The following is a 19,532-nucleotide window of genomic DNA, read 5'->3' on the forward strand; positions in this document are numbered from 1 at the left end:
AACCGACACAAAAACATCCCATAAACCATCGGGACGCGTTTTAAGCCGCGCAACCACTCCATCGGCTCGGAAACAAACTCTCGATCACCCCCGAGCGGTGCAGCACGCCCACACCCAACACATGGCCGCGATAACTGACGATGATCTGCCCCGTCGGCGTGGCGGCCCGCTGCTCGGGTGTTGGGTCGAAGATCTCGCGCCGCAGGTAACGATCGCGTTGCTCGGTGTTCAACGAGACACCGAAGCGCGTGACATCGCGCCCGAACAGTAAAGAGCCCCCGGTGCTGGGCTTGGGCGGTCGCACGTTGGTGCGGTGGAAGAACAATCCACTCGATTCGGCTGCGGGGACCGCGGGCGGCGTGTGATCAGCTGCCATCAGGTGCAACCCGCGGCGGGTTTGGCGGTTGGCGCGGTAGTGGGTCCAATAATCGACGCCCAAGCCGTATTTGTCGTCGAGGCCAGCGAGCCATTCGGCGGCATCCGTATCGTCCAGATCCGCCGGCTCCGGCATTGGCTCGGCAAGACATCCGCCATCCTTCTCCAGGATCGCCATGAAGAAGCCGCCGGTGTCCCGGTGGTGGGGCCAAATCCTCAGGCAATTGGTCAGCTCGGACGGAAGCTCGCGGCCATTCCAATGGGTGACACCCGGCATTACGACGAAACCCGGAACCGATGCGGGCAGCAGACGCAGCATACCGGGATGCTCGGCGAGGATGTCGGCCACCACCAGCTCGTTCTCCTCCGGTGCGAAAGTGCAGGTGGAATAGAGGATACGCCCGCCCGGTCGGCAGCGCTGTACCGCCTTGCGCAGCAAGGCCCGCTGGCGTGGCCCCAGACGAACCGCACTGTCCGGATCGAGCCGTGGCAACAGTGAGGGTGACCGCCGCAGCGTGCCTTCACTCGAGCAGGGTGCATCGACCAGGATGCGGTCGAACTGACCGCTTGCGCTCGGCCAATTGGCGCCGTCGCAGCAGGTCGTGGTGACGTTGACCACGCCGAGCCGGTCGAGGTTGCCTTGGAGCGCCTTGATGCGGGCGTGGGCGATGTCGTTGGCGACGAGCGTCCCGCGATTACCCAAGGCGAAGGCGATCTGTGCGGTCTTGCCGCCGGGTGCGGCGCAGAGATCCAGCACGCGTTGACCGGGGGCCAGGTCGAGCAGCATCGCCGGCAGTTGCGAGACCTCCTCCTGTGCGTGGGCCAGACCCGCACAGTACCACCAGTTACGGCCGGCCTTGGTTTCCTCGGGGAGTCGCAAGGCACCGGGAAGGCCCGCCACGGTCTGAGCGCCCAGGCCCTGCTCGGCCAGCAGGTCAGCCAGCTCGGAAAGCGAAATCCGTGTCGGGTTGGCCCAGATGCAGGGCGCCAACGGCCGGGCGAGCGCCGCGGCGAAGGCGTCCCAATCATCGACCAAGGCGCGATAGCGAGCCAGGGGCGAGGCGGCGATCTGTTCGGGAGTGATCAGCGCGGTCGCCTTCGAGCGCGAGAGACGGGCGACCTGCGGGCGTGATTCAGCGGAAGGAGTCATCGGAGTCCTGTCAGCGTTTGCCGAAGCGCCGGCGGTCGAGTCGCGCGACAAATTCGCCGATCAAGCGGGCATAGAGCTGATCGCCGAGCACCTGGTCTTCGACCCCCGCATCCAGGCTGGGATTGTCGTTGACCTCGATGACGACCGGCCCGGCCGGTGTCTCTTTGAGATCCACCCCGTAGAGCCCGTCGCCGATCAAATCGGCCGCCTTCAGCGCCGTCTTCAGCACCGCGGGCGGGACGGCCTCGACCGGCAGGGTCTCGAACCCGCCCTGCTCGTGACGACCGTCGCTTTCATGCTTGACGATCTGCCAATGATCTAGGCTCATCAGGTACTTGCAGGCATAGAAGGGTTGGCGACCCAGGATGCCGATACGCCAGTCGAAGGGCGTGTAGAGATACTCCTGGGCCAGGATGAGATCGGATTCCTTGAAGAGCTTGCCGGCGATCCGCGTCAAACCGGCACGATCCTCCGCCCGGAAGACCCCGCGCGAGAAGGAGCCCTCCGGGATCTTGAGCACGACCGGATAGCCGATCTGCTGCTCGGCATCCGTCAGATTCTCCTTGCGCAGCACCAGGGTCTTGGGCCGCGGGATGCGATGCGCCGCCAGCAGCTCGGCAAGATAGACCTTGTTGGTACAGCGCAGGATGGAGTCCGGATCGTCGATCACGACCATACCCTCGCTGTCGGCCTTTTTGGCGAAGCGGAAGGTGTGGTGGCCGATGCGGGTGGTTTCGCGAATGAAGAGTGCGTCGTACTCGGCAAGCCGGCTGTAGTCCTTGCGCTGAATCAGCTCGACGTTGACGCCAAGCGACTTGCCGGCCTTCACGAAGCGCTGCAGTGCCTTGCCGTCGGAGGGCGGCAGCTCCTCGGCCGGGTCGTGCAGCACGGCGAGGTCGTAACGGTAGGACAGGCGTGCACGCGGCTGGCGCCAACGCTGCGAGAGGTAGCCCTCCAACGCCGCGAACAGAGGCCCCTCCCCCTCGGCCGTAACGGCGGCCAGCGGCAGCGCCTTGATCGCCCCGATACGCCACGTGCCTTGGCGGCGAAACTCCACGCGCAGGATCGGACAGCGGAAGGTCTCGAAGATCTCGCGCGCGAGCGGTTGCAGCTCCTTGACGTCGCACTGGCCGAAACAGATGGTCAGCTCATAGGCGGTCGGCGCCAGCGCCGAGGTCTTGCGTCGACCGAGCAGGCGCTGCACCAGGCCGTCAAGCTCCTCGGTGGCCAGGCTGTAGAGCTCGCGACTGGAGAGCTCCTGGATGGTCCGCACGCTCGGAATGACCTTGTGGCCACGCGCCTCGGCGAGCAGGGAGCAGTAGTAGCCGACCGAGAGATAGCGGTAACTGCGGCACAGATTGATCACGCGCAGGTCACGCTTGGACGCCAGCTCGCCGCCCGCGAGATAGTCGCGCGCGGTCACCACGGGCAGACGCGGAAAACCCGCCTTCCAGTCGCCTTGCTGCTCGACCAACAACAGGTGCTCAGCCATTTAAATCGCGCTCGTTCGTGGGATGTGTATCGCGTCGCATCTGGGTTTCGGGCTTATCCGCGCCAACGCGCCTCGGCACAGGCGCGATTTAAAGAATGAAAAAGATAAAAATCCTAGACCGCGTCGCCTCCGGCGTTGATCGATACCGGTGAGTCCGAATCCAGCCACAAACATCCACTGTCCCTCCGGACGCGGTCTAGCAGGAGACAAGGACGACGGCCTGCAGCCCGACCCGACCGTAGCGGGCCATCCGGCTGAATTCGTCGCGGCGAATCGGCATATCGATCGAGTCCAGGGTGGTCTCTCCGTTGTCGTAGTCCACATAGGGATCATGGACATAGACGAAATGCTCGTCGAAGCCGGTGATCACGACCCAGTGGGGGAATTTCTCGCGGTAGATGCGGTAGGAGCTGATCAAGACCAGCGGCACCGAGCCAACGTCCCAGCGCTGCTGGAGATTGTCGACGCTGAGCGTACCCTTGTGGACCGGGATACCCAAGCGCTGCGCCTCGGCCAGCATATCCTCGTGGACGAGGCGCATGACCTCCTTCTTCTCCGGGCTGCGCACCGAGTCGACCAGCGGCACGCCCGGATCGTTCACGAAGACCTCCACCGCGAATCCGCGGGACTGCGCAGACAGCGCAAGCCCCAGTGGGCCGCAGCCGCCGTGTCCGGATGTCATGAAGATGGTCGTGGACTCGCGCCAGATCCGCAGCTCCAAGGTTCGATTGAGCTCGAGGCTCGGACGCAGCGCCTGCATCGCCATCATCAGCGATGAAGAGCCGCAGGTGAAATCGAGTGTCTGCTCGTAGAAGGGTACGCGCTTGAGCTCCGGTTTCAGACCGGGGGAAAGGGTCTTCTCGTAGCGCAAGGCCTCCATGTGGTCTTCGTAATAGTCCGAGAGCACGCCGAAGCGCCGATAACCCGCGCGCTCGAACAGCGCCTGCGAGGCGAGGTTGTCGCGTCGGATCTCGAGTCGCATGTAGGCCCGCTCCTGCTCCCAGGCCGCCACCTCCGCGGCCTCGACCAGGGCGTGACCGACCCCTCGGCCTCGCGCCTGCGCTGCGACCGCGATCGAATAGAGCCGCGCGACCGAGGTCGCTCGACTGAAGAGCACCATGACGTAGCCCAGCAAGGCGCCCTCCGAATCCTCGGCGACCAGTGTGCGCGCCTGCGCACGGGTCAACATGTAGCGGAACTGGCGACGGCTGAGCCGATCACTTTGGAAGCTTGCGCTCTCGAGCCGCAGCAACGCGCCCATGTCGGCAAGCACCGCGGGTCGAAGACGGACAGGCGAGGGCGCGGTGTCGCTGATCGGATGGGTGGACACAGGCTTCGGTTTCGACGTGGGGACTGGCGGGGGCCGGAAAGGCGGGATAGAGTCGCCGAAATCTACAGGTCACGCACGAAAATGCAAGACATCGACCGTCCTTTCGGAGCGACTTTAGTCGGCCGCACGGCCCCTCCGGGACGTGCAGGCATGCAGAGTCGGGGTCATGATTCCCCGAAATCGCCTCGGAAACGGTCGGCGGGAAGCCGCCATGCCGACCGCCGCCATGCCGACCACCGATGGACCCGGCGCGTTGACGCGCGCAGGGGGCGGCGCCATCGGATCGAATCCACATCCTTCTCGGGCAGACGGGTCCGATCCTCATGTCTCAATGCAGCGGAGCATCTCATGCCCAGCCAGGCCCCGACCCTGACCACCATGCTCGAAGGCCTGATCGGCACCCTGTCGGTCAGCAGCGTCACGCCCGCCTTCGACCACAGCAATCGGGCGGTGATCGATCTGCTGGCCTCCTGGCTGGAGTCGGCCGGCTTCCGCGTCGAGATCCTTAAGTTGCCGGGACAACCGGACAAGGCCAATCTGCTGGCCACGCTCGGCAGCGGACCCGGCGGTCTGGTCCTGTCGGGACACACGGACACGGTTCCATTCGACGCCCACCTCTGGACCCACGACCCGCTCAAGGCGACCGAAGCGGAGGGACGCCTCTACGGACTCGGCACATCCGACATGAAGTCCTTCCTGGCACTCGCGATCGAGGCCGCACGCGGCTTGACTGCGACCGAACTCGCGCAGCCCCTGATGATCCTGGCGACCGCGGACGAAGAGTCGGCGATGCACGGCGCGCGCGCCTTGGCCGAGGCCGGACGACCGCTCGGGCGCTATGCGGTGATCGGGGAGCCGACGGGGCTGCGGCCGGTGCGCCTGCACAAAGGCGTGATGGGCGAGTCGATTCGCTTGGTGGGTCGCAGCGGCCACGCGAGCGACCCGTCTCTCGGCAACAACGCCTTGGACGGCATGTACGATGTCATGGGCGCCCTCATGGCTTGGCGCTCGGAGCTCGCGGACAGCCACCGCCACCCGGACTTCCAGATCCCGCATCCGACCCTCAATCTCGGCCACATCCACGGCGGCGACAACCCCAATCGGATCTGCGGCGAGTGCGAGTTGCACGTCGACATGCGTCTCCTTCCCGGCCTGAGCGCCAGCGACGTCCGCGCCGAGCTGAGCCGCCGAGTCGCGACCGTCGCCGACCGACGCGGGCTTGACTGGTTCGTCGAACCCTTGTTCGAGGCAATCCCGCCGGCCGAGACGCCTGCCGGCTCGTCGATCGTGCGTGTCGCTGAGGGCTTGACCGGTCACACCGCCGAGGCGGTCAACTTCGGGACCGAGGCGCCGTTCCTCAATCAGCTCGGAATGGAGACCATTGTCCTCGGCCCGGGCGATATTGCGCAGGCCCATCAACCGGACGAGTATCTGGAGCTGGATCGGATCAGGCCGACGCTCGATCTGTTGCGGGCCCTGATTCAGCGTTTCTGTCTACGTTGAACCGCGCCCAGCGCGGTATGCGATGTTCTTGAATGGGATTGGCCCCGGGAGGTTTGGCGACCGTTGGAGCCAGCGCGGTTTAAGATGTTCGAAAAACACATCATTTCGAACCGCGTCTCCGCGAATGGTTGTGGATACACCAAACGTTGAACTCACTCGAAAATGAGCATCTGGACTCTGGACGCGGTTTAAGCATCTGAGGCAAGCCCATGCGTTGGAAGACCGGTAGGCGTAGCGAGAATGTGGAAGACCGTCGCGGAGGCGGTCTCGGCGACAGCCCATTCGGAGGACGGCGCCCGCTCGGCGTAGGTCGCCGCGTCGGGATCGGCGGCGGTCTCGGGGGTCTGATCCTGGTAGTCGTCCTGTTGCTACTCGGGGTGGATCCGAGCCTTCTCTTGACCCAAGGCGGATTGGGGCCGATTCAGGAGACCTCCCGGGCGCCGAGCGGCCAAGCACCCTACGGCGATCCATTCGGGGCCGGTCAACCCGAGATCAGGCTCCCGACGCCTGCAGTCGAGGACGAGCTCGCCGACTTCGTCTCGGTGGTCCTCGCGGACACCGAGGACACCTGGGGCGCGATTTTCAGGGCAGGCGGCGAGCAGTTTCGAGAGCCCACCCTGGTGCTCTTCTCTGGCATGACGCGCTCCGCCTGCGGCTTGGGCGAGGCCGCCATGGGCCCTTTTTACTGTCCCGCCGACGAGCGGGTCTATATCGACCTGGCCTTCTACGACGAGCTGCGTCGGGATTTCGGTGCGCCCGGTGATTTTGCCCAAGCCTATGTCATCGCGCATGAAGTCGGCCACCACGTCCAGAATCTGCTCGGCATCTCCGAGCAGGTCGAGAGGTCGCGTCGCCGGGCCAGTCGGGACGAGGCCAATCAGCTCTCGGTGCGCCTGGAACTTCAGGCCGATTGCTTCGCCGGGGTTTGGGCACACCGCGCGCAAAAGGCACGGAGCATCCTGGAATCGGGAGACTTGGAAGAGGGTCTGAACGCCGCCTCCGCCATCGGCGACGACCGTCTGCAACGCCGAAGCCGGGGTTATGTCACCCCCGACAGCTTTACCCACGGAAGCTCGGCGCAACGGGTGCGTTGGTTTAAACGCGGTCTCGTCGAGGGCGAGCCCTCCGCGTGCGATACCTTTTCGGCCAAAACCCTTTGAACCGATCGAGGCTGCACGCCACGGCGTCTTTGTAGCCTCTCAGTCCTCCGACGACGCGAGGCGGCCGATCAGCGCGTCCCAGGCGATGACCACACCCGGCAAGACACCGACCGGGGTTTCGCCCGCCAGCTCCGTCACGGCAGCCCCGCCGAACCGGCCCTGCTCCAGCCGATAGACGGTGAGGGTGCGGTCGACCGGGTGCACCAGCCAGTATTCGCGCACGCCTGCGCGCTCGTAGACCTGGCGCTTGCGCACATGGTCGTGGCTCGCGGTGCCCGGCGAGAGCACCTCCACCACGAAATCCGGACCGCCCCGCACCCCGCGGCGATCGGTCTTCCCCCGATCGCAGATCACCAGCACGTCAGGCTGAACAACCGTGTCGATATCCGCGTCATCCTCGGCGGCACGGGGAACCCGCACATCCACGGGGGAAACGTAGGCGCGGCAGGGTTGATCGCCGAGTGCCTGCCGGAGCTGATAGTAGATCTCGCCAACCACATCCTGATGCTCGAGCGTCGGTGCGGGCGACATCAGGTAGGCGACGCCGTCGATCAACTCATAGCGCACGTCATCGGGCCAGCTTAAATAGTCCGCGTAGGTATGGTGCCGATGATCGGGTTGGGGGAGAGTCATGGCGAATCCCGATTGGAAGACGTCCGAAAAGTATAGAGCAACTGCCGTTTCGGTTATTCGTTCCATCCCTCGCCATATTGCGCCGGTGCCTCGCCATGGCTTTCCAGGATGCGCGGTGCCGGGGGTGCCGGTCCAGCCTCGGGGCGCCCGGCGACGGTCTCGAATGTCCAAGCGTCGCCGGCCACGTAGGGTGCGGTGAAGGACGAACCGCCCTTGACGCGACCTGACCCAACATCGGTGCGGTTCGTCCCTCACCGCACCCTACATCGCTCTTTGACCGGTGGGCGGAAGCATTGCCGTGCCTTGGGAGTCAGCAATGACGAGAGGGTTATGCCTGACATCCCCCGGATCGCGTCGTCACGCAGACTCGTCCTGTATCCCATCCCCATCTCCATGCTCGCTCGCCCGTCGCGCATCCCCGCGCACCTTGTCGACCGGATAGCGCACCGCGTTGATGGCGATCTTCTCGTCTGCGGCAGCCAGCAGGTCGATGTCGAGCCGCTCGGCCAGGCGCACCAGGTAGTTGAGGATGTCGGCCAGCTCGTGGGCGACCTGCCGTTTCTTCTGGACACTCAGCTCGGCGCTCTGCTGTTCGGTCAGCCATTGGAAATGCTCGAGCAGCTCGCCGGCCTCGCCGGCCAAGGCCATGGCGAGATTCTTGGGCGAATGGAATTGCTCCCAGTCGCGCTCGCGGGCGAAGGCGAGTAGACGGGCGTTGAGCTGATCCAGGCTATCCGGCATCCGGTCCTCCGGCGTCGACCAAGCGGGTGCGTGCCCGCCCGATCGCTGCGCGCACCTGTGCCGGTGCGGTTCCGCCGAGGTGATCGCGCGCGGCGACCGAGCCATCCAAGGTCAACACCGCGAAGACGTCGGTCTCGATGGCATTCGAGAAACCGCGCAGCTCCTCCAGCGTCAGCTCGGCAAGATCCCGACCTTCGCGCACACCCAGCCCGACCGCCTTGCCGACGATCTCGTGGGCATCGCGAAAGGGGATGCCTTTGCGCACCAGATAATCGGCAAGATCGGTGGCGGTGCTGAAGCCTTGGGCGGCAGCGGCTCGCATGCGCTCGCGGTTGCAGGCGACCTCGCCCATCATCTCGGCGTAGACCTTGAGCGAACCCTTGAGGTTGTCCACCGTATCGAACAGGGGCTCCTTGTCTTCCTGGTTGTCCTTGTTGTAGGCGAGGGGCTGGGCCTTCATGAGGGTCAGCAGTCCCATCAGATGTCCAAAGATGCGACCGCTCTTGCCGCGGACCAGCTCGGGCACATCCGGGTTCTTCTTCTGCGGCATGATGGATGAGCCGGTACAGAAGCTGTCCGACAGCTCGACGAAACCGAACTGACTCGACGACCAGAGGATCAGCTCTTCGGAGAAACGCGACAGGTGCATCATGAGGATGGCCGCGTCGGCGGTGAATTCGATCGCGAAATCCCGGTCGGACACGGCATCGAGCGAATTCTCGGCCGGCCGATCGAAGCCGAGCAGCTCGGCGGTGTAGGCCCGATCGATCGGATAGGTGGTGCCGGCCAGCGCCGCGGCCCCGAGCGGCATCACGTTCATGCGCCGGCGGCAATCGGCCAAACGCTCGCGGTCGCGCTCCAGCATCTCGAACCAGGCCAACATGTGATGGCCGAAAGTCACCGGCTGGGCGACTTGCAGGTGGGTGAAGCCGGGCATGATGGTCTCGGCCTCGCGCTCGGCCAGATCCACCAAGGCCGCCTGAAGACGTGCGATGGCCGTGCGGATCAGATCAATCTCCTCGCGCAGCCAGAGCCGCACATCGGTCGCCACCTGGTCGTTGCGCGAGCGCCCCGTGTGCAGCTTTTTGCCGGCATCGCCGATCAACTCGGTCAGGGCGGATTCCACATTCATATGGACGTCTTCCAAGGGGATCGACCACTCGAAGGCACCGGAATCGATCCGCTCCCGCACCGACTCCAAGCCTGACACGATCGCATCTCGCTCCGTGCCGCTCAGGATGCCTTGACGAGCCAACATCTTGGCATGGGCGATCGAGCCCTGGATATCGTAGCGATAGAGGCGTCGGTCGAAGTCGACCGAGGCGGTAAATGCCTCGACGAAAGCGTCGGTCGGTGCGTTGAATCGCCCGGCCCAGGGTTTGGCGGAAGAGCTTGGCTGGTGCATCTGCGGGATCCGGATGGGTGCGTTTCGAGGATTCTACACGCTGGCGTTGCGATGGCCTGGATCACGCGCAAGGCCACGGGACCGAGCAGACACCGGACGCCGCACACGCGATGTCGGCGCCGGCTCAATCCCGAGTAAAATGATCTTAGGCTATCTTTAAATCGCGAACATTCGCGACGGTGCAAGGTCAGCCTGCACATGCGTCTCTCCAGTCTCGATACGCGCATCCTGCAGGACTTCCTGTTCGACCGAAGAAACACCATTGTCAACCCGGTGCAGACCTAATCCATGGAAAAGGTTATGAACATCCTGGTCGTCGACGATGAAGCACAGTCACGCGATCAAGATCCAACGCGAACCGCCCCCCGGCGCCAAATCAGCGCCCACTACCGGGGCGGGCTGCGCACCGTACAGATCGAGGACGTCATCTATCTGCGCGCCGAGCACAAATACGTGACGGTGCGTCATGTGGATGGCGAGCTCTTGATCGACGAGTCGCTGCGCGCATTGGAACAGGAGTTCGCGGAACTCTTCCTGCGCATTCATCGCAATGCACTGGTCGCGCGCGATCGGGTCTGCGGCTTGGAGAAGCGCTCGGACGGAGGCTCATTCATACGGCTGCGCGATTGTGCTGAGCAGCTTTCAATCAGCCGCCGGCATCTGCCCGAGGTTCGCCGCTGGATGCGGGTAGAGAACTGAGAGCACCGGACGCTAAACTGATCCCTCGCCCTCTCCTGGACACGCGACTCAGGCACCGTCGGACCTCAAGGGCCGTGTCGATCCCACAAAGACAAGGGCCAACAGGCCGATCCATCCCGCCGCCAGCCAGCCGATCACGCCGTCGTAGCTCCCCACCAGAAAAGCGGCCGGGGCGTCTGGGTTGCCGTCGGTCATTCGCCGCGTGACCTGAATCACGAAGACCCAACCGGCGTGTAGCCCGATGCCCCAAGCGATGTGTCCTGAACGCTCGCGCACCAGGGCCAGAAAGACTCCGACCATGAAGAGCGCAGCCATCGAGCTCAGATGTTTCCACTGGAAGACATCGATAAAGACGGTGCCGAACATCTGCCAGGACCCAGCCCAATCGAAGGCCAGGCCATCGGGCAAGGCACTCGGTTTCATGAAGTGGACTAGCATGTAGAGAAACGCACTCCAGACCACGGCCGAGGCCACGCCGTCGCGCCGACGGATCGCCGTGTAGAGGGCGCCGCGGAAGAAGGTCTCCTCCAGCACCCCGATCAGGAGGCCGCCGATCAGGGCTTGCAGTGCCTTTTTCGCCAGATAGGGCCAGAGCTCCAGCTCCGCGTCCGGCAGGCGGATCTCCAAGGCGACAAGTGCCACCGCGAGCACCGCGAGGATCGCCACCCCTTCGACCCAGCCGAGCGCGAGCGCCCGTCGGAAGACCGGCTTTGGAATGCCGTAACCCAACGCGGTCCGATCCGCCAACTGCAGGCGCTTGAGAAAGGGCCATAGCCCAAGCAGGATAAAGAGCTGCGCCAAGCGACCCATGACCCGCTGCGGGTCTTCGTCGAGCCAGCCGGTCGACATCACGGGATAGGTCAGGAGCGCCCCCAACAGGAGACAGACGAAGAGATAGACGAAAAAGAGTGCGGTCGGGCGCATCGGCGGGATCGGAAATTCCGCCAGTCTACTGACAGGATCCCGGCACGAACAAGCCCCCGACGGATCCGGACCGACGAAACAGCCGATCGAATCCTGCGCACGGCTTGTCAGCGTCTGGCCCGACGTTCGACAATGAGGGCACATCCAGCGGGGTCTTGCACCCGCTCCGCGCCCGCAGGCTCCTGCCCGGGCCCACCGAGCCATCCGATGCCGCAGGTCTCGACCCGACGACACGACCCGAAGGCGACCCGCTAATGTGCGGGATCGCGGGCTTCATGCTGCGCGGCGGTTCTCGCCCGAACCCGGACGAGCTGGTCAAGATGGCCGCAGCCCTGGCCCACCGGGGCCCGGACGATCACGGCATCCATTGCAGCGGCCCGGCCGGATTGGCGCAGACGCGGCTGTCGATCATCGGTATCGCCACCGGGCATCAGCCGATGGTCTCGGCCGACGGGCAGCTCGCGCTGGCGGCAAACGGCGAGGTCTACAACTACATCGAACTGAATGCCGCGTTGCGTACGCAGGGGCGCGCGCCACGGACCGACTCGGACTCGGAGACCATCCTGCACGCCTATGCCGAACATGGGCTGGATTTCCCCGTCGAGCTGCGCGGCATGTATGCCTTCGCGCTCCATGATGCAAGAGAGGGCCGGCTGATCCTCGGGCGAGACCGGCTCGGGATCAAGCCGCTCTTCTACGTGCGCTTGCCCGACCGCGTTGCCTTCGCCTCCGAGATCAAGGCGCTTCTGCCGCTCCTGCCGGGTCGGCCCCGCGTGAATCCGGTCGCCTTGCGGCAGTTTCTGCAGAACCAATTCGCGAGCGGCGAGGAGACCATCCTGGAGGGCATCCGACGGGTGCCGCCCGGCGAGATCCTGATCATCGATCGGGATCTGCACATCAAGCACAGGCGCTACTGGTCGGCGCTCGATATCGCGCCCCGCGCGATCGCCCTCGACGAGGCGCAAGCCGAGTTGGACGGACTCATGCACGAGGCCATGCGCGAGCACATGCGCTCGGACGTGCCCTTCGGGCTCTTCCTTTCGGGCGGCGTGGACTCTGCCGTGCTGGCCGCGCTGCTGCACACCCACGGAGCCGGTCGTATCAAGAGTTTCTCGGTCGGGTATCGCGGCACGGCAATGGCGCACGAGCTGGACGAGGCGGCGCGTGTCGCGGCGCATTTCGGGCTGGATCACCGGCCCCTGGCGCTCGAGCTCGATCAGGTCTTCGCCCGCATCCCGCATACGGTCTGGGCGGCCGACGAGCTGATGCGCGACTACGCCAACCTGCCGACCTCGGTCCTGGCCCAAACCGCCGCAGCCGACCTCAAGGTGGTCTTCTCGGGCGAGGGCGGCGACGAGGTCTTCGCCGGCTACGGCCGGTATCGCCCTCCACCGACCGAGCGCTGGATCAAGGGTCTGCTGAGGCCGGGTAGCGGCGGTTTCCGCACCCGTGGGCAGTGGTCGGGACAGTGGTCGCGGCGGCTGCTCGGACCGGCGCTCGAGTCGGTCAAGGAACCGGATCGCGCGCCCTTCCTCAAGGCGTGGCGGTCGACGCCGAGCAGCTGGTCCGACCTGCAGCGACGCCAGTATACCGACCTGGTCACGGCCCTCCCGGACAATCTGCTGGTGAAGACCGACCGCATGCTGATGGGCTTCGGGCTGGAGGGTCGAGTGCCCTTCCTCGACCATCGCATCGTCGAATTCGGTCTTTCGCTGCCCGATGGACTCAAGGTCAAAGGCCATCAGGGCAAATGGCTGCTCAAGCGCTGGGCCGAGCCCATGCTGCCGCCGGGACACCTGACGCGTCCCAAGCGCGGTTTCCACGTCCCGGTCGGCGACTGGTTAACCGGCGATATCGCGGCCCGTGTCGGCGAGCGCGTGGCGCAAAACCGAGGCATCCGCGAGTGGTTCCGCGTCGATGCCATTCCTGATCTGGTCGCCGCCCGTCAGGCCGGCAGGGGCGGCAGTCGCGAGCTTTTCGGCCTGATGCAGTTCGCGATCTGGCATCGGCTCTTCATCGAGCAGCCCAGGCTCGCACCCTCGCCCGACGAAAATCCCTTGGATTGGATCGCGAGCGGCGCCTGACCATGGCGACGACCGTCCCGCGGATTGCTTGCTTCTTCTCCACCTCCGGTCACAGCGGTGTCGACCGCGCGGCCAAGCACCTGATCCCGGCCCTGGCGCGTCGGGGCTATCGGGTCGATCTGCTCAAGGTCCGTCGCCATGGGCCGCACCTGGACGTGATCCCGGCCGGGGTCTCCGTGGTCGATCTGGGCTCGCGGCACACCTACGCCTGCATACCGGCCCTGGTGCGATACCTGCGCCGCGAGCGTCCGGCCGTCCTGCTCTCGGACAAGGACCGCGTGAATCGCACCGCACTCATTGCACGCTGGCTCGCCGGGGTTCAGACGCGCCTGGTCTTCAGCTCGGGGACGACCATCTCGATCGATCTGGCGACGCGCGGCACGCTCGAGCGTTGGGTCCAGCGCACGTCGATGGGGCGTCTCTATCCTTTCGCCGACCAGGTGATCGTGACCAGCGCCGGCGTGGCCGACGACATGGCGAGCTACACCGGCTTGGCGCGCGAGCGGATCCGTGTCGTGCCCTCGCCCGTGGTGCCGGCGTCGCTCTTCACGGAGACCCTGGCGCGTCCGGATCACCCCTGGCTCGGGCGGTCCGACGTGCCTCTGATCTTGGGCGCAGGCGAACTGTGCGGACGCAAGGACTTCGAGACCCTGCTGCTGGCCTTCGCGCGCGTGCGGGCAGAGCGCCAGTGCCGCCTCATGATCCTGGGACAAGGCCGTGCCCGCGAGCGCCTGCTCGCACTCGCCGCCGAGCTGGGCGTGGCCGAGGATGTCGACCTGCCCGGATTCGTCCCCGAGCCCTATGCCTTCATGGCCTATGCCGATCTCTTCGCATTTACCTCGCGCTGGGAGGGGCTCGGCTTCGTCATCATCGAGGCACTCGCGGTCGGCACGCCCGTGGTGGCGACCGATTGTCCGAGCGGCCCGCGCGAGATCCTGCAGGACGGACGCATCGGCCCCTTGGTGCCGGTCGGCGACGCCGCCGCCTTGGCCGCGGCCATGATGGAGACCCTGGACGCTCCGCCACCGGGGGCCCTGCTTCGGGACGCCGCCCGACCCTACGAGATCGAGGCGAGCACCGATGCCTATCTGGATGCCATGCGGCTGCCGCGCCGGGCAAGCTAGGGTCATACGATTCTTCAAAGCGCGCCCGAACCGACTAGCGCCGAATTGGCAGCGCGCGGAGCGACGCAGGCAACTCCGCCCCGTCCCCAAACCGAACAAACTGAAGGGCGACGACAAGCAGGAGGGCGAGAAGAACAACGAAGCCGCCCGGCTCTGGGTCTCCGGACGGAGGCCGTCAATCGGACGGGCGGGCTGACGCGTATCTTCGACCCCTCCCCCACACCATCTCTGCGCTACACCGTTCTTCCTGCGCGGCTCGGGCTATGCCAAAGGCGCGCTCTCCTCCTGGACCACGAGCGACTCCTCGCTGACGGACGCCATCGAAAGCAACATCGTCAAGCTCCCGCGAGGGCTCCGATCCCTCTTCCCGAATTACAGATCGCGCTCAGTGTCGGCGCAAACGACGATTGCCCCAAGTACCAGCGGGCGCTCGCGGAGATCTGCGGCATGAGACAATCCCGCGCCGAAACACCCAAGCGTCGAGTCCCGCACCTTGAACCCGCTCAAACGTCTCGCCTCACAGACCGCCGTCTACGGCCTCAGCAGCATCATCGGCCGGTTTCTGAACTACCTGCTGGTGCCGCTTTATACCTACACCTTCGCACCGGCGGACTATGGCGTCGTGGCGGAGTTCTACGCCTACATGGGCTTTCTGGCGGTGCTGCTGGTGTTCGGGTTGGAGACGGGCTACTTCCGTTTCCGCAGCGGCGGCGAGCGCGAGCCGCCGGTGGTGTTCGCGACCGTGGTGCGCACGCTCATCGTCGCGAACGGAGGATTCTTGCTCGCGGCGGTGCTGTTGCAGCAGCCCATCGCCGACCTGCTGCGCCACGCCGCCCATCCGGAATACATCTGGTGGGTGGCCGCGATCGTCGCGCTCGACTCGGTCGGCGCCGCCGCCTTTGCGCGGCTGCGGGCGGAGGATAAGGCGCTGCATTTCGCCGGCATCAAGCTGATCGAGATCGGCGCCAACATCGGGCTGAACTTGTTCTTTATCCTGGTCTGCCGGCAGGCCTTCGAGGCCGACCCCGACTCCCTGCTCGGCCGCCTGTGGGACCCGGCCATCGGCATCGGCTACGTCTTCCTGGCCAACCTGGCGGCCAGCGGGCTCAAGATCCTGCTGCTGATGCCGCAACTCAAAGACGGTCTGTTCGGCGCCGGGGCAATCTTCGACGCGGAGCTGTTCAAACGCATCATCCGCTATTCGCTGCCGATGGTGATCATCGGCATGGCCGGCATCGTCAACGAGATGCTCGACCGCGCGGCGCTGAAGTTCCTTCTGCCCTACGACGACGCCACCAACATGGCACAGCTCGGCATCTACAGTGCTTGCTATAAGCTCTCGATCCTGATGACGCTGTTCATCCAGGCCTTCCGCTACGCCGGCGAGCCGTTCTTTTTTGCCTACGCCAAGCAGCAGGACGCCAAACAGCTCTACGCGCTGGTGCTGAACTGGTTCGTGATCTTCTGCGTCTTCATCCTTCTACTGGTGACGCTGTACCTCGACCTGTTTCAGTATTTCGTCGGCGCCGACTATCGCGAGGGTCTCACGGTGGTGCCGGTGCTGCTGCTCGCGAACCTGCTGCTCGGCGTCTACGTCAACCTGTCGATCTGGTACAAGCTCACCGACCGCACCCTGCTCGGCGCTTGGGTAGCACTGATCGGCGCCGGCATCACCATCGCCATGCTCTGGCTGCTGGTGCCGGTCTACGGCTACCAGGGCGCGGCTTGGGCGCACCTGGCGTGTTACAGCGCCATGGTGGCCATGTCCTACCTGCTCGGCCGGCGCTACTATCCGGTGCCCTACGATCTGACCCGCGTGTTCGGCTACATCGCGCTGGGTCTCGGCCTATACGGCGCCAGCCGCTGGCTGACCAGCGGAATCGGCTGGAATAGCTTGGTCGCCGGCACGCTGCTGATGCTGGTCTATCTGGCGGTGGTGGCGGTCGTGGACGGACGCCGATTGGTTGCGCGGCAGGCTTAAACCTATCTCATTGGGGCAGCCGGGCATCGCTTCGCGGTCCCGATGGCGCCGAACGTAAGTCAGCGCGGGGCGTCCTTAAGGAGATACGAGTCAAGTCCTTGCCCCTGGGGTTTATCTTACTTCGCGTCCTCTATCGCCGGGGCCTCGCTATCGGGAAGGTCTTCGCCCGAGCGACGGGGTGTTGCCACTGTGGTGTATTGGTTCCCAAATAGCGTCAAACCGCGGCCGCCACGCTCTTTGGTGACATAGAGCGCCTGGTCGGATGCCTTGATCAGCGCATCGATGTCGTCTCCGTGACGAGGGTAAATCGAGGCACCAATACTGACGGAAATACTCAGCTCCAAATCCTCTATGACAAACGGCGCTTCAAACAGCACGCGTATCTTCTCGGCAACGAGCATCACGTCTTCGTCACGGCTGATCCGTGGCAGCAGAATCAGGAACTCATCGCCGCCGAAACGCGCGCCGGTATCCGACTGGCGCAGCGCAAGGATCAGCCTGCGCGATGTTTCGATCAGCACGCGGTCGCCGACCTCATGGCCATGCGAGTCGTTGATCGGTTTGAACTTGTCCAGGTCAAGGGACAACACCGCAGCCAGACTGCGGTTGCGGCGAGCGCTCGATAGCGCCCGCTCGGCGATCTCGTAGAATAGGCGCCGGTTCGGTAATCCCGTCAGCACATCGGTCGACGCGAGTGCTGTCAGCTCCGTGTTCGCGCGGCGCAATTCTTCTTCGATCGCCTTGCGTTTCGCGATGTCGCGGGTTACGCCATAGAGCTCAGCGCGCTGCGTGCGCGGATTGCGCCGGAACCTCGCGACCACCTCGCACCAGACCGTCGATCCATCCCGTCGCGTATGCTCGACCTCGTCACGGTAAGTGGTATCCGGGCTGACCTCACCCCTGAGAAAGGCCTTTAGACGCTGCGTGTGCAGAACCCGGAGCCCCGCCCTCGACTCCGGTTTAAACCACTGCTCGAAGGAGGTTGCCGTGTATGACTCGCGGTCGTACCCGCGAAGTTGAACGACCGACGGGCTTACGTAAAGGAGGTTTCCGACCTCCGCATCCATGACCCAGATGACATCCTGCATGTTCTCGGTGATCAAACGGTATTGTTGCTCGCTCTGACGAAGTGCCTTCTCCGCCTCTCTTCTTTCGGTGATGTCGGAGAGGGTCGCGATGCTGACGTTGCGGCCCCGATAGGTCGTGAGCTCCGCCGTCAGGGCGATCCAACGCGGTGCTCCGTCCTTTGTCCTGAGCTTGATCTCGTACTGTTTCGGCTCTGCGCCGCCACGCTGTCGGGATTCGGCCCTTTGGCCGACCAGCTCGCGATACTCGGGATCGACCATCTCCAGCTCTCGCATCCCGAGCAGCTCTTCGCGCCGGTAGCCGGTAAACCGGGTCATTGCGTCGTTGACAAAGACCAGTCGCCGGCCTTCGAGCATGCAGATGCCTGCCGATGCCGTCTGCATCAGGGTGTGGAGTATGCTCTCGCTTTCCGCCCGGGCCGTCTCCGCCTGTCGTATCGCTTCCAGGCTTGCTCGGTAACGCCGGTTTACACGCGCGAACGAGACGTTGATGACGAAGAGCACCGCAGCCAGGGCGACCACGCCGAACAGGAGCCGGTAAAGCCAGGTCAGATCACGCTCGGTGCGTCCCGAATAGAGGAATCCATTCAAGGAGAAATCCCGGTCCATCATCCGGAGTTCAGCGTAAACATCTGCAATATGTCGCCAGCGTCCGGGGTACATGTATCCGATCTCGACCAGGTCGGGGCGGATCAGCTTCGTCATCTGCTCGGCCTGAAACCGGAGAAATTCCAGGTCCAGGTCGGTGTCGTAGTGGTCCCGGATCAGCGTGATGGTGTCCTCCGGATGCTCGAGGGCGTACTCCCAGCCGCGGAGGCTTGCGTTCACAAAGGCCCGAACGCGCTCGGGGTGTTCGACCAGCATGCGGCTGGACGTGAACAGGCAATCACCGTAAAAATCGATTCCGGCAGAGCGCGGGCTATAGAGCTGATAAGCCAGTCCCGCCTGATCCATGAAGTATGGCTCGTGGGACGCATAGGCCGACATGGCGTCGATGGTGCCATCGATCAGGGCCTGCTCGGTGAAGCTGTGCTCGACCCACTCCAGCTGCGCCTTCTGGAGTCCTTCCCGGCGAAAGTAGGCGATGAGCTCTTCTGAATGCGGCTCGATCATGACCGATTTCCCGGCCAAATCGTGGATCGACTGCAGCGGGTGATCGGTACGCGCGATCAAGACCAACGGCGAGTGTTGGAAGATTGTCGCAAGCACGACCACCGGCTGGCCGCGAGACCTCTCGAGCAGAAGCCCGCTGGTGCCCACACCGAAGTCGGCTCCACCGTCGACGACGGTCTCGACGACGTCGAGCCCGGGCTCACCCTCGATGAGGCTCACGTCGAGGCCCGCATCGCGGTAGTAGCCGAGCGACTGTGCCGCGTAATAGCCGGCGAACTGGAACGAATGCGTCCACTTCAGCTGCAGACGCACGGTCTCGATCGCCGGTGACGGTGATGAGCCCAGGACCAGGAGAACAAGCAGCAAGCCCGCCTGGTAATCAGTGAGGCGCCTTGCACTGGCAGGTCCTTTAATGATGCGCACCAACCGGGTCCCTGCCGTTGTTGCAGCTGGCCTTTGCACATGCTGCGTAGACCTATCGGTCAAACAGGTCGTTTGCCACCGAGATGGGAATCCATGTAGGCGGTATCTTGCTTCACGCGAAGATGTCGTTTCTCGCTCTCCAAATGCGCAGAAAGCGTCTGGGCTGTCAATGCCTGCTAGCCGATCGGGGTAGGACGCCCGGCCATCTCCGAACGCGATCATCCCTGACCGCGCTGACCGCGAGGCGCTTAGTGGACGACGGTCGACCCCCAGCCTCGTCCCGTGAGGCGCCGCTGAATGTCGCCTTCAT

The 19,532-nt window shown here is 64.6% G+C and carries 14 protein-coding genes and 1 pseudogene; 7 read left to right on the forward strand and 8 right to left on the reverse strand.

Going from position 1 to position 19,532, the window contains the following annotated elements; all coding sequences use genetic code 11:
* Positions 1-40: 40 nt before the first annotated feature.
* The 3 genes from LT988_RS11395 to LT988_RS11405 all read right to left on the reverse strand — a co-directional run bounded on the left by LT988_RS11395 (position 41) and on the right by LT988_RS11405 (position 4,278).
* On the reverse strand, positions 41-1,525 hold the full coding sequence (locus LT988_RS11395) for an RsmB/NOP family class I SAM-dependent RNA methyltransferase (protein ID WP_232410248.1): 1,485 nt from the start codon (positions 1,523-1,525) through the stop codon (positions 41-43).
* Positions 1,526-1,535: 10 nt separating this feature from the next.
* Positions 1,536-3,017, reverse strand: a complete 1,482-nt coding sequence (locus tag LT988_RS11400) for a RimK family protein (RefSeq protein WP_232410249.1) — start codon at positions 3,015-3,017, stop codon at positions 1,536-1,538.
* A gap of 196 nt (positions 3,018-3,213) precedes the next feature.
* Positions 3,214-4,278, reverse strand: a complete 1,065-nt coding sequence (locus tag LT988_RS11405; RefSeq protein WP_232410570.1) for a GNAT family N-acetyltransferase/peptidase C39 family protein — start codon at positions 4,276-4,278, stop codon at positions 3,214-3,216.
* A 417-nt stretch (positions 4,279-4,695) separates the two neighbouring features.
* Between LT988_RS11405 and argE the strand changes: the two genes are divergently transcribed.
* Positions 4,696-5,850 (forward strand): acetylornithine deacetylase, encoded by a 1,155-nt coding sequence (gene argE, locus LT988_RS11410; RefSeq protein ID WP_232410250.1) that lies wholly within the window; start codon positions 4,696-4,698, stop codon positions 5,848-5,850.
* A gap of 209 nt (positions 5,851-6,059) precedes the next feature.
* On the forward strand, positions 6,060-7,010 hold the full coding sequence (gene ypfJ / locus LT988_RS11415; protein ID WP_232410251.1) for a KPN_02809 family neutral zinc metallopeptidase: 951 nt from the start codon (positions 6,060-6,062) through the stop codon (positions 7,008-7,010).
* A gap of 39 nt (positions 7,011-7,049) precedes the next feature.
* On the opposite strand, the gene LT988_RS11420 is transcribed toward ypfJ, so the two are convergent.
* The 3 genes from LT988_RS11420 to argH all read right to left on the reverse strand — a co-directional run bounded on the left by LT988_RS11420 (position 7,050) and on the right by argH (position 9,789).
* Positions 7,050-7,643, reverse strand: a complete 594-nt coding sequence (locus LT988_RS11420) for a Uma2 family endonuclease (protein WP_232410252.1) — start codon at positions 7,641-7,643, stop codon at positions 7,050-7,052.
* A 357-nt stretch (positions 7,644-8,000) separates the two neighbouring features.
* The gene (locus tag LT988_RS11425) at positions 8,001-8,384 is read right to left on the reverse strand and encodes a nucleotide pyrophosphohydrolase (RefSeq protein WP_232410253.1); all 384 of its coding nucleotides are present in this window, start codon (positions 8,382-8,384) and stop codon (positions 8,001-8,003) included.
* The gene (argH, locus tag LT988_RS11430; RefSeq protein ID WP_232410254.1) at positions 8,374-9,789 is read right to left on the reverse strand and encodes an argininosuccinate lyase; all 1,416 of its coding nucleotides are present in this window, start codon (positions 9,787-9,789) and stop codon (positions 8,374-8,376) included. The genes LT988_RS11425 and argH overlap by 11 nt, the downstream gene beginning before the upstream one ends.
* Before the next feature lie 300 nt (positions 9,790-10,089).
* Here argH and LT988_RS11435 point away from each other — a divergent pair, with 300 nt between their 5' ends.
* Positions 10,090-10,488 carry a LytR/AlgR family response regulator transcription factor gene (locus tag LT988_RS11435; RefSeq protein ID WP_232410255.1) on the forward strand — a complete coding sequence of 133 codons (399 nt, stop codon included), beginning with the start codon at positions 10,090-10,092 and terminating at the stop codon, positions 10,486-10,488.
* A gap of 48 nt (positions 10,489-10,536) precedes the next feature.
* On the opposite strand, the gene LT988_RS11440 is transcribed toward LT988_RS11435, so the two are convergent.
* Positions 10,537-11,412, reverse strand: coding sequence for a CPBP family intramembrane glutamic endopeptidase (locus LT988_RS11440; RefSeq protein WP_232410256.1), 876 nt, complete (start codon positions 11,410-11,412; stop codon positions 10,537-10,539).
* 254 nt (positions 11,413-11,666) lie between these two features.
* Here LT988_RS11440 and asnB point away from each other — a divergent pair, with 254 nt between their 5' ends.
* The 4 genes and pseudogenes from asnB to LT988_RS11455 all read left to right on the forward strand — a co-directional run bounded on the left by asnB (position 11,667) and on the right by LT988_RS11455 (position 16,601).
* A complete protein-coding gene (asnB, locus tag LT988_RS11445) occupies positions 11,667-13,496 on the forward strand; it encodes an asparagine synthase (glutamine-hydrolyzing) (RefSeq protein ID WP_232410257.1) in 1,830 nt (609 codons plus the stop codon).
* Positions 13,497-13,498: 2 nt separating this feature from the next.
* The gene (locus LT988_RS11450) at positions 13,499-14,620 is read left to right on the forward strand and encodes a glycosyltransferase (RefSeq protein WP_232410258.1); all 1,122 of its coding nucleotides are present in this window, start codon (positions 13,499-13,501) and stop codon (positions 14,618-14,620) included.
* Between the two features lie 100 nt (positions 14,621-14,720).
* Positions 14,721-14,969: pseudogene (locus tag LT988_RS25560) on the forward strand (hypothetical protein); the annotation flags it as partial.
* A 144-nt stretch (positions 14,970-15,113) separates the two neighbouring features.
* Entirely contained in the window at positions 15,114-16,601 is a 1,488-nt protein-coding gene (locus tag LT988_RS11455; RefSeq protein ID WP_232410259.1) for a lipopolysaccharide biosynthesis protein, read from the forward strand.
* A gap of 116 nt (positions 16,602-16,717) precedes the next feature.
* On the opposite strand, the gene LT988_RS11460 is transcribed toward LT988_RS11455, so the two are convergent.
* Positions 16,718-19,165, reverse strand: a complete 2,448-nt coding sequence (locus LT988_RS11460) for an ABC transporter substrate-binding protein (protein WP_232410260.1) — start codon at positions 19,163-19,165, stop codon at positions 16,718-16,720.
* Positions 19,166-19,532: the final 367 nt, after the last annotated feature.

The sequence above is a fragment of the Thiocapsa bogorovii genome (assembly GCF_021228795.1).
Taxonomy (GTDB): Bacteria; Pseudomonadota; Gammaproteobacteria; order Chromatiales; family Chromatiaceae; genus Thiocapsa; species Thiocapsa bogorovii.

Coding starts and splice junctions, on each gene's coding strand:
- LT988_RS11420 (WP_232410252.1), bottom strand. CDS start 7,643: ATGACTCTCCCCCAACCCGATCATCGGCACCATACCTACGCGGACTAT.
- LT988_RS11405 (WP_232410570.1), bottom strand. CDS start 4,278: ATGGGCGCGTTGCTGCGGCTCGAGAGCGCAAGCTTCCAAAGTGATCGG.
- argE (WP_232410250.1), top strand. CDS start 4,696: ATGCCCAGCCAGGCCCCGACCCTGACCACCATGCTCGAAGGCCTGATC.
- argH (WP_232410254.1), bottom strand. CDS start 9,789: ATGCACCAGCCAAGCTCTTCCGCCAAACCCTGGGCCGGGCGATTCAAC.
- LT988_RS11395 (WP_232410248.1), bottom strand. CDS start 1,525: ATGACTCCTTCCGCTGAATCACGCCCGCAGGTCGCCCGTCTCTCGCGC.
- LT988_RS11440 (WP_232410256.1), bottom strand. CDS start 11,412: ATGCGCCCGACCGCACTCTTTTTCGTCTATCTCTTCGTCTGTCTCCTG.
- LT988_RS11425 (WP_232410253.1), bottom strand. CDS start 8,384: ATGCCGGATAGCCTGGATCAGCTCAACGCCCGTCTACTCGCCTTCGCC.
- LT988_RS11400 (WP_232410249.1), bottom strand. CDS start 3,017: ATGGCTGAGCACCTGTTGTTGGTCGAGCAGCAAGGCGACTGGAAGGCG.
- LT988_RS11435 (WP_232410255.1), top strand. CDS start 10,090: ATGAACATCCTGGTCGTCGACGATGAAGCACAGTCACGCGATCAAGAT.
- ypfJ (WP_232410251.1), top strand. CDS start 6,060: ATGCGTTGGAAGACCGGTAGGCGTAGCGAGAATGTGGAAGACCGTCGC.
- LT988_RS11450 (WP_232410258.1), top strand. CDS start 13,499: ATGGCGACGACCGTCCCGCGGATTGCTTGCTTCTTCTCCACCTCCGGT.
- asnB (WP_232410257.1), top strand. CDS start 11,667: ATGTGCGGGATCGCGGGCTTCATGCTGCGCGGCGGTTCTCGCCCGAAC.